Genomic DNA, 12506 nt, shown 5'->3' with positions numbered 1-12506 from the left:
TTTCTTATACTGATTTCAAAAATATTTTAAAGATAATATGGTGATAATATTCCCTGCATACATCCATTAAAGGAGAATTTTTTCAAATTAAATGTTAAAATAAAATTTAGGTGTGAATTACGTAACAAATAAGAAACTAGTTTGAAACGAGGAAATTATATGGAGAAAATTATCAAAAACAAGCCCAATAAGCTAAAAATTGCTTCAAAAGCTTTGATGATTATTATTGGGGCATTTATCACAGCGTACGGATTAGAAGCAGTATTAATTCCAAATAACGTATCAGACGGTGGTGTGACTGGTTTAAGTATCGTTAGTTCAAGATTATTTGGATTGCCATTAGGAGCTCTAATCGCAGTTATTAACATTCCTTTCGTTTGGTTAGGGTATAAGCAAATCGGTAAAAGCTTTGCGATTTATTCTATTATCGGAATTGCTTCATTAGCAGTAGGTACCGTTGTCATGCACGGAATACCAGCTATTATTGAAGGCGATACATTATTAGTTACAGTTGTTGGTGGTATTATCATCGGTTTTGGTATGGGACTAGCATTACGTAACGGTGGGGCATTAGATGGGATCGATATGCTTGCTGTATTGCTTTCTCGTAAGTTACCATTTGGAACGAGTGACCTTATTTTATTCTTAAACATGTTCGTATTTATTTTCGTATCAACGGTATTCGGTCTTCAAGGAGCTATCCTTTCGGCAATTGCTTACTTTATCGCTTCGAAAGTGATTCATATCGTTGAAGTTGGTTTAAGTGGTTCAAAAGCATTTAAAATTATTACAAAAGAGCCTGAATTAATGGTAGAAACAATTCGCGATCGTTTAGGCCGAAGTGCAACATATAACGAAGTATACGGTGGTTATTCAAGAGAGAAATTCAAAGAAATTTCTTGCGTAATTAACCGTTTAGAAGAAAGTAAAATGAAAGAACTTATTAATGAAATCGATCCACACGCCTTTATTACAGTTTATGACGTAGCAGAAGTAAAAGGCGGTAATTTCAAGAAACGTGATATTCATTAATCGTTATATAAAAGAGGGTGTGCCAAAATTTTGGCACACCCTCTTTTTATTATTAAGTTGCTATCGTTGTCAGTTTTTGTCGGTAAGTCGATATATTTCAATAATCGCTGATATATTTTGAGTTGTGGTCGATATATTCTAATAATCGCTGATATATTTTTACTCGCCCCCTTATGCCTAAATCGTACCAACTGAAAGGGATTAATTCCCATAACACGAAAAAAGACCAAAAAGCAAATTCCACTTTTTGGCCTCTACACTATCTTCTCTTCGTAATCTTTCCTGAACCACCGACCCTCGTTTTCGGAGGAGATGTATTCCTTGGCGGCGTTTTAATAGATGATTTTGGCTTCACATCTGATCCGCTTGAACCGCCTGGTGTTTTCGTAATTTTCCCCTTGCTTCCAGTAGAAGGTGGGGGCGTCGTATTACTTCCTTTTTCAGTAATACTTCCCTTATCACCTACTGATGGTTTCGAATCTACATTATCGCCTCGCTTAATGATAGACCCTTTCCCTTCCTTCGTAATTGGAGGTGGGGTTTTCTTTTCTTCTTTTGTAGGTGGTCTTTCTGGAATAACTGGTTGATGATTTTGTCTGTCATTATATCCTCGGTAATCACCGGATGATGATCTTTTTGAACCGAATATATCGTTTAATATGCTACCCATAATATATCCTTGCAAGAAGGACGGTTGGTAATTTTGACGGACAAATTCTTTATTACTTATTTCAATTAACGTATCAGATGGTTTCTCTTTATCCTTTTGCAGGTTATAAATCTTATCAGAATAAACGAGGAACATTTGATTTTCGTCTTCTTTAGATGCTTGCTTCGGTTCTCTTTCGTTAATGAGTTCCTTCGCTACTTCAGGAACTGACCGATTGGCGGCCCTATACACGTAAGATTCTTGTTTACCTTCCTTGGCAACAGATTCAAGTGGATAACGGTCTTGAATCGACTTTGTCTGCCCGCCTTGACAACCTGATAAGGCATAACCAGCAACAACAAGTAATATAACGATAGCAAGTATAGGGATTACAAACGATTTAATCATGGTAAACAATCGGTTTGACATGATTACGCCCCCTTACGTTGCTCTTATAATTTGTACATCAGCAGGAATGATTGCTTCTCCCTCATACATCATTGTGCGACCATTTTGCCATTCAATACGCAATAATTTTCGATTGTCTGATTGGAATTCCCATACGTACTGTTCTTCTGAAGCTGAGAATGGAGTTTTTCCCATCACAACAACACGTCCGTTATATTGTTCTTCCATATGGTACTCGGTATCATCCATTTCAATTGTCGTCGGAATTTCATCAATTGAATCTAAGCGACCATCAATTGGTGTATATAATTTGTAATACGTATTTTCACGATCTTCAATTTTTAAATAACGAATGTCTTTTCCATCTTGCAATGTCAAAACAATTTCCTTACGCGAATGCATACTCGTTTTCCCAATTAATTCATACATAACTAATGACACTTCAATCATATCGCCAGGAGCTAACGTTAAAAGACTCTTTTCCGGCTTCGGTGGCTCTGGGCTTTTCATTATATTTTTAATTCGTTTAAATAAACTCATGATTTACCCCTCCTTTTCTCTTTATAAACAAGCACCTAAAATAAGTGCACCAACAATATGTAATGATCCAGCTAACATCGCATGTGCAACGCTGCCTTCTTTCGTACCTTCTTCTAAATCAAGACCAGACATTTTCTTTAATACGAATTCGATAAACATTTCTACCACTAATAAAATAACGAAAGAAACTGCTGATGCAAGAAGTGCTTGCCATAAGTCATTTGCTTTCGTAATTGATTGAGATAAAATGTACCCTTGTGCAAATAATTTCATAATAAAACGAGTTGTTACAGCTGTATTTCCATTTTTGATTTCTTTTAAATCATTGTATTTTGTAAAAATTGAATCAACCCACATAATTGCAAATAAAAGTACTGCACTCGCTCCAGTCCATACAAGCATGGCTAATACATTTGTCCATGTCATTGCAAAACCTCCTCTAAATATAATAGAAAACCGACATGAATATATTTAGACATGTCGGTTCATTTGTCTCTATTCTATATTATTTCTCATACTGCTTCATAATACGAGCTAATTCATCGTCAACAGCAGAATTTTTGTTTAAGCTTGCGAATTCATCATCTAATGATTTTTCTTTCTTATAAACTTCACCGCTCGCTTCTGCTTCAGCCTCTAATTGAAGAGCTTTCTCTTCCATACGGCTTAAACCAGCTTTTGCTGAGTTTGAATCAAATCCAGACATCGCCTGATTAATATTCTTTTGTGCTTTCGCCGCATTTACACGCGCTACAAGTGTCTCACGTTTATTTTTCAGCTCATTTAATTGCTTACGCATTTCTTCTAGCTTTAGGCGCAGGTTATCAGCAGCAGCTTTATTTTGCTCATAGCTTGCTTTATACTCATTCATCTTTTGCTCCGCATTTTGTTTTTCTTCTAGTGCACGGCGCGCAAGATCTAAGTTATTAGCTTGAACAGCCATATGAGCTTGCTCTTCACGTTTTTTCACAAGTGCTTCTTGCTCTTCAAATAATATTTTGAATTTCTTCTCAAGCGCGATTTGAGCTGCTACACTTTTCTCAGCTTCTTGTACATCCGCTTGCATATCGCGTAAATATTGATCCGTCATCTTAACTGGATCTTCCGCTTTCTCAATTAACGAATACACATTTGACATTGTTAAATCTCTTAATCGTTTAAATACAGACATCTAAATTCCTCCTATGATATACCTCATATTTCAAATTCACTACTTGGAAAACTGAAAAATCTCCCTTTACAGTAAAGAATATTCATTTTTACAGCCTATGTGTTTATTATAACAAAACTAATATGTCCTTACATGTTATTTCCAAAATACATCCATTATAATATGACATTCTATATACGATATTGTATTTCTAATATATTCTCATTATTCCTCTTTGAAATTAACTTACTTTTGTGCAATTTCACTAAATTACATAAGTGTAATGTTACTGTAAGCTAACTCGATAGTTGCATTCTAATATTTCTTATACACTAATACCAGAAGCAACAAACAAGCTTCTTCACTTGTAAGCAATAATACAAAAATTGTATTTAATATAAAACATATAAAAGGAGAAATCATCATGAAAAAATTAGTAGGAATCGGATTAGCAGCAGCAATTTCACTTGGAGCATTATCAGGTTGTTCTTTATTAGGAGAGAAAGCGAACGGTTTTGTACTGTACGGCTCAGAAGAACAAGTTCAGCAAATTACAGATAAAAACAAAAAAGAAGTGAAAGAAAAAGACTTCTATAAAATGAAAATGACAACATTAGATGGTAAAAAAGTTCTTGTAATGGATAAGAAAACTGGTGAGGAACTAGTGAAAAAAGAGTTACTTAGCAAAGTTGATGAAAAAGACAACACGAAACCACTTGATAAATTACCAGCTATAACAACAGAACAAGGTGTATTATTTGCAAAAGAAAAAGTAAAAAATGCTACACTTGATGGAGCGAAATTAAAATATGAAGGCAACACAATTATCGGAAGTGGCCGTGCATATACAGATATGTATGCGATTGTCGATGACGCAACTTACAACAATGTAAAAGGTGATGAAAAATCTGTAGGTGTATTAAAATTTGATAAAGACCCAAGTAAAGAATTCCCTGGTTACAACGGCGTCGAAGCTTCTCAACTTGTAAAAATTAAAAAGTAAAACAAAAAAGCTTTGCGACATTCGCAAAGCTTTTTTCTATTTATTATGAGCAACTTGTTCCATATCTGGACTACAAGTTTTCGACTGACATGACTTATTTAAAGAACATGCTGCGCATTTTCCCTTTTTACTTCTCTTTACAAAATTAACTAACGTGTATGCTGCATAACCAAAAATGATAGCTCCAATTATAATATTGACCATCATCGTAATACATCTCCTTCTAGAATCCGAGTAAGGATCCAACTTGATATATAATGAGCGTTAATACATAAGCAACTACGAGTGGATAAACGACTGAGAAAATCGTCCATTTCGCTGATCCTGTTTCACGTTTAATAACAGCTACCGTCGCTAAACACGGAACATATAATAAAATAAAGAACATAAATGCATAAGCTGATAATGCTGTATAATGTACTCCCATTACATTTCCAAGCACATCTTCTTTAACTGCATAAATAATTGCCATTGTAGAAACGACAACTTCCTTCGCTAAAAATCCTGTTAAAAGGGATGCTGCAGCTTGCCACGTTCCAAAGCCGAGCGGTGCGAATAGCGGTGCGATAAATCCACCAATCATCGCTAAGTAACTGTCTCCCATATCAACACCAAATCCTGATGGACCTGCATAGTTTAATAACCAAATGACAACCGAACCACCAAAGATGAATGTACCAGCTTTACGAACAAATCCTTTTCCTTTCTCCCACGTGCTCAGCCATAATGTTTTCGCTTGTGGCACACGGTAAGGCGGTAATTCAATTACGAAAATAGACTTTTCCGCTTTCAAAATCGTAAGAGACATAATTTTTGTAACTAATAACGCAAGAACAATCCCTGCAACATATAAAGAAAATACAACAGTCGCCTGACTATGCGGGAAGAATACGCCCGCAAATAATGCATATACAGGTAATCGTGCTGAACAAGACATAAATGGTGTTACTAAAATGGTAAGTAAACGTTCTTTCTCCTGTTCAATCGTTCTCGCAGCCATAATACCTGGAACGTTACATCCAAAACCGATAATCATCGGAATAAAAGCTTTTCCGTTTAAGCCGAAAAACTCCATAATTCTATCCATAACAACTGCAATTCGCGCCATATACCCTGAGTCTTCTAATAATGAAATGAAAAAGAATAGTGCAAAGATTTGTGGTACGAATACTAATACAGCACCAACACCGGCAATAATACCTTCTGTAACGAGTGCTTGAATAAAATGAGAAGCTCCAATACTTGTAAGTCCAGCCGTCACCCAATCCGTAAGCTGGCCACCAAAAAACTCATCTAACATATCAGATAAAGGTGTACCAATCCACGTAAACGTAACCTGAAAAATAAAAAACATAACTGCTAAAAAGATTGGAAGTCCTAAAATTTTATGTGTAATTAATCTATCAATTTTTTCTGAAAAAGGAATTTTTCCTTCTTTCTCATGCTTCATAACATTTGTTTTTAACTTTTCAATATACGCTTCACGAGTTTTGTAAATGTGCTCTTCTAACGTACAATCAAGTTTTCCTTCTAAGCGAGATCGAATGGCTATGAGTTCCTTATAAATTGGTAATGCTTTCATTTCTTTTTCTACTACTTCGTTATTGCTTAAAAATTGAAGTGCTAACCATCTCGGATGCTCGTAATTCACTGTCTCTAAAAGAGCAATTACTTCTCCAATTCCTTCATCCATTTGTACACCATATGAAATAAGGAATGGCTTTTTCTCTTTTTTGTCATTTTCTTTAAGAGTCGTAAGCAGTTCTTCACAGCCTTTTCCACTCCTTGCAACAACAGGAACGACTGTTACACCTAATAGTTCTGATAATCGTTTTACATCAATGACAATTCCTCTTTGCTTCGCCACATCAACCATGTTTAAACCAATTGAGACTGGCTTACCAAATTCAAGTAACTGCAACGTTAAATGCATATTTCTTTCAAACTGCGAGGAATCTACGATATTTAACATATGATTAAATTCTTCTGTTAATAGAAAGTTTGTTACAACACCTTCATCACGTGAAACTGGATTTAAATCATAAACACCTGGTAAATCAATTAATGTTCCTTGTCTATCTTTTAATTTACCAACCTTCTTTTCTACTGTTACACCGCTCCAGTTTCCTACATACTCATAAGAACCAGTAAGTGCATTAAATAATGATGTCTTCCCTGTATTCGGATTCCCTAGCAAAGCTACCTTATTCACGCTAATTCCACCTTTATCATTTTCGCGTCACAATGACGAATACTAATTAACTGTCCACGACACTCCAATGTACAAGGACCTTTAAACATCGCTTTCTGTTTCAGGCGAAGTTCGCTTCCTTCAGCAAGACCGAAAGCAGCTAGTCTACGCTTTAATAGCTGATCTAAAGACTGAATACTTTTTACTAACACTTTCTCTCCAATTTTAATATCTACTAAACTCATAACCTTCCCCCTCAGAAGAGAATGATAATTATTTTCAAAAAAATTATACCACACCCAATTTCTCTTGTACTATACCCTTTTGCTTCATATTTATTAACATTTCGCTACAATTCTATTTCAATTATTGTCATACTGTATTCGTTTGCCATTCTCATCCATTTCGCTTACAATAAACAATAGCAAATAAAGAATCTCGTTATCACTGGGGGAGCCATGCCGCTGAGAGGGAACACTTCGTTCCGACCCTTCGAACCTGTTAGTTAATGCTAACGCAGGGATTGTGCAAACGTCCGAAATACATACCTCATTTTTATTTACGTATTTCGTATCCTCCTATGATATCTATTCTTTTTTGTACAACTTGGATTTAGGGGGAGACAACATGCGTAACACTAATTTACAAGCGATGATCGAATCTGCTATTCTTGCAGCCTTCGCCATGATTATCGATATTTTACCATTATCACTTAAACTTCCAACAGGCGGTTCTATCTCATTCGCTATGATTCCTATTTTTATTATCGCTTACCGCTGGGGCTTTAAATCAGCTTTCTTAGGTGGTTTAGTTTGGGGACTATTACAAATAGTCGTGGGGGATGCTTATATTTTAACACCTGTTCAAGCATTCATTGAGTACTTCATTGCCTTTGCTTTTATCGGATTTGCTGGCTTATTCTATCGTCCAATTCAAAAAGCACTTTTAACGTCTAATGAAAATAGTGAAGAACATTCAAGTTTAGGTAGTCGCAATGAAAAACCTTCAGCAAAACAAAACCATGGTAAGAAAATCCTTGTTTACATTATCCTTGCTACATTTGTCGGTAGCTTTGCTCGCTATTTCTGTCACTTTATTGCCGGTATTATTTTCTGGGGACAATATGCGCCGAAAGGTCAATCAGCTGTGTTATATTCATTAATCGTAAATGGAAGTACAATGCTTGGTTCTTTTATTTTATGTACAGTTTTACTTATATTTTTATTCCTCACTTCCCCACGCTTATTCAAAAGCATCAGTGCTTATCAAATGAATACACAAAAAAAGGGCGCTTAATGAGCGCTCTTTTTTCATATCGTAATATTAATTAAAAATACAATAAATGCGCAAAAGAAAATAAATACCATTATACTTAGCCAATTGCTATGCACGGTTCATCGACTCCTTACATAACCTCATTTTCTAACCAGATTATATCGCTTAAAAATAAAGATTAGGTAAAGATAATATGAAAATAAATTAAAAAAAGCGTAGCATGCTAAAATGTACCCTATAGAATAGACACTTGAAAAAAGTCTATTCTATAGGGTATTTCTTGTATAATAAAAGGAAAATTGGGATCGGAGAATGTTGAAAATGACAAAAAAACTATTTACAGAAAGAGAAATTCAAATTCTATCAAATAACCTATACGTAAAATCTGTAAGTCAGAAAGGTATCACTTATACAGAGGAATTTAAGCATATTTTTATTGAGGAAAATGAAAAAGGAAAGCTACCTCGAAATATTTTTGAAGAATGTGGTTTTGATATAGATATGATTGGAATGAAACGAGTTATGTCATCGGGAAGTAGATGGCGTGCTGCTTATAGAAAAAATGGTGTATTGGGTTTAAGGGATACACGTATCGAAAACGCTGGAAGAACTCTTGAGAGAGAGCTTACGTTAGAAGAAAAGTATGCCCGTTTAGAAGCCGAACGAAACTTACTAAAGGCGGAAAACGAATTGCTAAAAAAAATCAAACTTATGGAAGGGAGGATGAGAAGGAAATAACACTACCACCTAGTCAGAAATTCATCTTGATTCGTTCTGTCATCATGAAATACAACTTAAGGAATATGGTCAGTCATTTGTGTAAAGTAGCTGGTGTATCCCGTTCGGGATACTATAATTACTTTTCAGTTTCATCTCAAGAACAACGGAAACAAAAGAGTGATCGAGATGAAATCTTGAAGGAAACCATATTAAAAGCACTTCGATTTAGAAATAGAAACAAAGGGGCTCGTCAGATAAAGATGACATTGGCGGGTCAGTTTCAAGTTGTCTACAATTTAAAGCGTATCCGTAGAATTATGAAGAAATACGAGATTATCTGTCCGGTTCGCAAAGCGAATCCTTATAAAAGAATGCTTAAAGCTACAAAAGAACATCGAATAGTACCAAATCAATTAAATCGGGAATTTAAACAAAATACCCCAGGGAAAACACTTCTTACAGATATCACCTATTTAGTTTACGGTAAGAATCAAAGGGCCTATTTATCTACAATTTTAGACGGCTCAACTAATGAAATTTTAGCTTACCATGTTTCAGAACAGATGACATTAGAGCTCGTAACGACAACTCTCCATAAACTAAAAAGGAATCCGCGGATTCGATTGACTGAAGGTGCTTATATTCATTCAGATCAAGGATCCCACTACACAAGCCCTACCTATCAAAAGCTAGTTAAAAAGCTAAACCTAGGACAATCCATGTCAAGAAGAGGAAACTGTTGGGATAACGCCCCACAAGAATCATTTTTTGGTCATCTGAAAGATGAAGCTCATATAAAACCTTGCGTGTCCTTTAATGAATTGAAACAAGAGATTAAGAAATATATGACGTATTATAATCATTATAGATATCAATGGAATTTAAAAAAGATGACTCCTGTTGGATACAGAAACCATCTTCTTGATGTTGCCTAACTTTTTTCAAAATGTCCTTTACAAAGGGTACAGATTATGCATTATCTACGCTTTTTTCGGTAAGTAAAAGTAAAATAATACACCGTCTTCTGTATTTTTCACTCCATATTCAGCATCGTGTAATTCTAAAATATTTTTAGAAATAGCAAGCCCCAGTCCCGTCCCACCTTGTGAACGCTGACGAGCTGTATCCACGCGATAAAAACGATCCCAAATTTTATCTAATTGTTCTTCTTCAATGTGAGTACCTTTATTTTCAATACAAACTTTTATACGATCCTTCTCATCTATTGCAGAAATAATAATATCTTCTTTATTTGGTGTATAACGTATGGCATTCGTAATGAAGTTAACGATGACTTGTTCAATCCGGCCTTGATTTGCAATCACTTCAAATGAATGTATATTTTTATGAACATGAAGTTCTTTTTTCTCTATTTCCACAGATAGATGTTCACATATATCTTCAATTACTGTATCAATATAAAACGCAGACTTTTTCATTTTATATGTACCAGATTCAAATTTAGCTAGCTCAAGCATATCCAAAATTAAAGTATCCATTTTGTCTACTTCTCTCTCCATCGCTTGAAAATAATACTCTTTTTTATGCTCAGCTACCCCGTCTTTTAAAATGGAAATACAACTTTTCATAATACTTAGCGGTGTTTTTAATTCATGCGAAACACCAGAAATGAATTCTTTCCGTGTATTTTCTAACTTTCTTTCCTTTTCAATATCTTCTTCTAACTGTCCAATATGTGAATGGAGTTTATTTGATAGCACATTAATATTTTTCGACAAATCTCCAATTTCATCTTTTGAAGTAATCGGTATTTTTTCTGTAAAATCTAATTGTGCTATTTTCTTCGTCGTATCATTTATTTTTAATAACGGTTTGGCAATTTGTTTTGAGTAATAGAACGAAGCTAAAAAAATAAGAACGACTACAAATGCAATGATATAGATGTAATAATCTTGCACCATTTGTACAGCTTCATCTACGGGCTGTAAAGAAGCCATCGCATAAATATATGTTACTGATCCGTCTTTTTCTATTGGCTTGATTAATAATTTATATTTAATATCATTTTTTTCATAGTCCATTGTTTGTGTTGTATATTGTATGGGCTTGCTCTCTTTTAATAATAAATTAGTTTGAAATTCTTTTATGCTATCTAAGAAGATGCCATTTTTATAAATTGGATTCACAGGACCTTTTACATCTGGTAACTGTACTTTTGTAACACGTCCTCCTATGTAAACGCCTAATTCCTGAGCAGCTTGCTCCTGAACAGCTGGTTTCTTTTCCTTAACAAGTTGTTCCTCAACTGCTCTCTTTTTCTCCTCATTTAATTTGCTCATTTTCTCATTAAATGCTTTTTCTAACGGTTTATTAGATCCACTTAAATTCTGCTTAGATAAAGAAAAAGAGAATGGAATAAAACTATCTTCTTTTCTCACTCCAGAAAAATAAATTTCTTGCCCTAAAAACTGCTCTGATAATTTATTATCAATTTCCTCTATATTGACGAGATTACCTAAGGGAATTTTAAATATTTGTTGTCCAAAGCTCTTTTGTTGCCTACGATCTATCGTTACTTCAAAATAAAAATCATCTGCATGTTTTAAATTCCCGTTCTTATCTAATGTCGTAATCCACGTATTATTTTCTCTTAAAAAGTCTTGCTCTAGTTTCTGAATTTCTTCTGCATTTCCTGCATAATTTAAATAATTCTTCTCAAAAGAATTTAAATTCACTTTAATATCTTCCACTTTTCGATTCGCATAATATTGTTTAAAAAATATCGTTTGTCCAATAAATATCGTCGCTAAAATCAACATACATAATGCTGTTGTAAGAGTAAATAATTTTAGTACAATTCCTTTCTTCATACATTCCCCTCAAATTTATAACCAGTTCGTACTACAGTTGTAATATACTTTGCTTTCTCTCCTAATTTATTTCTTAAATTACGAATATGGCTATTCACCGTTCGATCATCGCCAGCAAATTCATATCCCCAAATTCTTGAAATGAGTTGCTCTCGCGTTAAAACGATTCCTTGATTTTTCATGAAATACACCAATATTTCAAACTCCGTATGCGTTAAACTAACATCTGCCTCATCAACAGTAACAGTACGCGACGGAAAATGGACATGGATGCCATGAATCGATAACGTATCATCTTCGTTCTCTAAAGGTTTCTTCGATGCTTTTCTACTTTCTAATAATCGTTTCGCTCTTGCTAATAAAATTGGAGGACTATACGGCTTCGTCACATAGTCATCTGCTCCAAGTTCAAAACCAAGTAACGTATCGTCTTCATCTACACGCGCCGTCAGCATAATAATAGGCACCTCGGACGTCTTCCTAATCCTTCGGCAAACAGACCATCCATCGAGTTCTGGCAACATGATATCTAAAATAACTAAATCAACCTCTTCTTCTTCAAATACAACTAAAGCCTCTTTCCCGTCCCTCGCTTCAAACACTACATATTGTTCACTTAAAAAATAATCTTTTAATATTTCGCGTAATATGTCTTCATCTTCAACAATTAAAATGTTTTTTGACATAACTTATATATCCCCCTCTCG

Annotated in this window: 13 protein-coding genes and 1 riboswitch; of the genes, 4 read left to right on the top strand and 9 right to left on the bottom strand. The window is 34.6% G+C overall.

What is annotated here, in order from left to right; translation table 11 throughout:
* Nucleotides 1-159: 159 nt before the first annotated feature.
* Nucleotides 160-1032, top strand: a complete 873-nt coding sequence (locus tag QCI79_RS17640) for a YitT family protein (RefSeq protein ID WP_000411244.1) — start codon at nucleotides 160-162, stop codon at nucleotides 1030-1032.
* A gap of 259 nt (nucleotides 1033-1291) precedes the next feature.
* Here the strand turns inward: QCI79_RS17640 and QCI79_RS17635 are convergent, their stop codons facing one another.
* The 4 genes from QCI79_RS17635 to QCI79_RS17620 all read right to left on the bottom strand — a co-directional run bounded on the left by QCI79_RS17635 (nucleotide 1292) and on the right by QCI79_RS17620 (nucleotide 3800).
* Nucleotides 1292-2110, bottom strand: a complete 819-nt coding sequence (locus QCI79_RS17635; protein ID WP_000071185.1) for a DUF4247 domain-containing protein — start codon at nucleotides 2108-2110, stop codon at nucleotides 1292-1294.
* Nucleotides 2111-2122: 12 nt separating this feature from the next.
* Complete coding sequence (locus tag QCI79_RS17630; RefSeq protein ID WP_000051746.1) at nucleotides 2123-2629, bottom strand: DUF4178 domain-containing protein; 507 nt, start codon at nucleotides 2627-2629, stop codon at nucleotides 2123-2125.
* Between the two features lie 21 nt (nucleotides 2630-2650).
* Nucleotides 2651-3055 (bottom strand): DUF350 domain-containing protein, encoded by a 405-nt coding sequence (locus QCI79_RS17625; RefSeq protein WP_000220321.1) that lies wholly within the window; start codon nucleotides 3053-3055, stop codon nucleotides 2651-2653.
* Between the two features lie 79 nt (nucleotides 3056-3134).
* The gene (locus QCI79_RS17620; protein ID WP_000110280.1) at nucleotides 3135-3800 is read right to left on the bottom strand and encodes a PspA/IM30 family protein; all 666 of its coding nucleotides are present in this window, start codon (nucleotides 3798-3800) and stop codon (nucleotides 3135-3137) included.
* A gap of 403 nt (nucleotides 3801-4203) precedes the next feature.
* On the opposite strand from QCI79_RS17620, the gene QCI79_RS17615 reads away from it, so the two are divergent.
* Nucleotides 4204-4782 (top strand): lipoprotein BA_5634 family protein, encoded by a 579-nt coding sequence (locus QCI79_RS17615; RefSeq protein WP_000737499.1) that lies wholly within the window; start codon nucleotides 4204-4206, stop codon nucleotides 4780-4782.
* A 36-nt stretch (nucleotides 4783-4818) separates the two neighbouring features.
* Here QCI79_RS17615 and QCI79_RS17610 read toward each other — a convergent pair whose 3' ends face one another.
* From QCI79_RS17610 to QCI79_RS17600, 3 genes are read right to left on the bottom strand one after another with little or no spacing between them, the layout of a single operon-like run.
* On the bottom strand, nucleotides 4819-4989 hold the full coding sequence (locus QCI79_RS17610; RefSeq protein ID WP_000989593.1) for a FeoB-associated Cys-rich membrane protein: 171 nt from the start codon (nucleotides 4987-4989) through the stop codon (nucleotides 4819-4821).
* Between the two features lie 16 nt (nucleotides 4990-5005).
* Nucleotides 5006-6994, bottom strand: a complete 1989-nt coding sequence (gene feoB, locus QCI79_RS17605; RefSeq protein WP_001044844.1) for a ferrous iron transport protein B — start codon at nucleotides 6992-6994, stop codon at nucleotides 5006-5008.
* Nucleotides 6991-7218, bottom strand: a complete 228-nt coding sequence (locus tag QCI79_RS17600) for a FeoA family protein (RefSeq protein WP_000060512.1) — start codon at nucleotides 7216-7218, stop codon at nucleotides 6991-6993. The genes feoB and QCI79_RS17600 overlap by 4 nt, the downstream gene beginning before the upstream one ends.
* Before the next feature lie 194 nt (nucleotides 7219-7412).
* Nucleotides 7413-7514, top strand: a riboswitch (TPP riboswitch).
* An 86-nt stretch (nucleotides 7515-7600) separates the two neighbouring features.
* On the opposite strand from QCI79_RS17600, the gene thiT reads away from it, so the two are divergent.
* Together thiT and QCI79_RS17590 are read left to right on the top strand one after the other, a co-directional pair.
* On the top strand, nucleotides 7601-8269 hold the full coding sequence (gene thiT / locus QCI79_RS17595; RefSeq protein WP_001246585.1) for an energy-coupled thiamine transporter ThiT: 669 nt from the start codon (nucleotides 7601-7603) through the stop codon (nucleotides 8267-8269).
* A 291-nt stretch (nucleotides 8270-8560) separates the two neighbouring features.
* A protein-coding gene (locus QCI79_RS17590) for an IS3 family transposase (protein ID WP_087942833.1) occupies nucleotides 8561-9903 on the top strand; the annotation gives its coding sequence in 2 pieces (ribosomal slippage) (nucleotides 8561-8942 and nucleotides 8942-9903; 1344 coding nt in all).
* Nucleotides 9904-9948: 45 nt separating this feature from the next.
* On the opposite strand, the gene QCI79_RS17585 is transcribed toward QCI79_RS17590, so the two are convergent.
* Together QCI79_RS17585 and QCI79_RS17580 are read right to left on the bottom strand one after the other, a co-directional pair.
* On the bottom strand, nucleotides 9949-11799 hold the full coding sequence (locus QCI79_RS17585) for a sensor histidine kinase (protein ID WP_000715405.1): 1851 nt from the start codon (nucleotides 11797-11799) through the stop codon (nucleotides 9949-9951).
* Entirely contained in the window at nucleotides 11796-12485 is a 690-nt protein-coding gene (locus tag QCI79_RS17580; protein WP_000041848.1) for a response regulator transcription factor, read from the bottom strand. The genes QCI79_RS17585 and QCI79_RS17580 overlap by 4 nt, the downstream gene beginning before the upstream one ends.
* Between the last annotated feature and the right edge of the window lie 21 nt (nucleotides 12486-12506).

The sequence above is a fragment of the Bacillus cereus group sp. MG1 genome (assembly GCF_040460035.1).
In the GTDB taxonomy this organism is placed as follows: Bacteria; Bacillota; Bacilli; order Bacillales; family Bacillaceae_G; genus Bacillus_A; species Bacillus_A cereus.
This window is presented reverse-complemented; position numbering and strand designations above follow the sequence as displayed.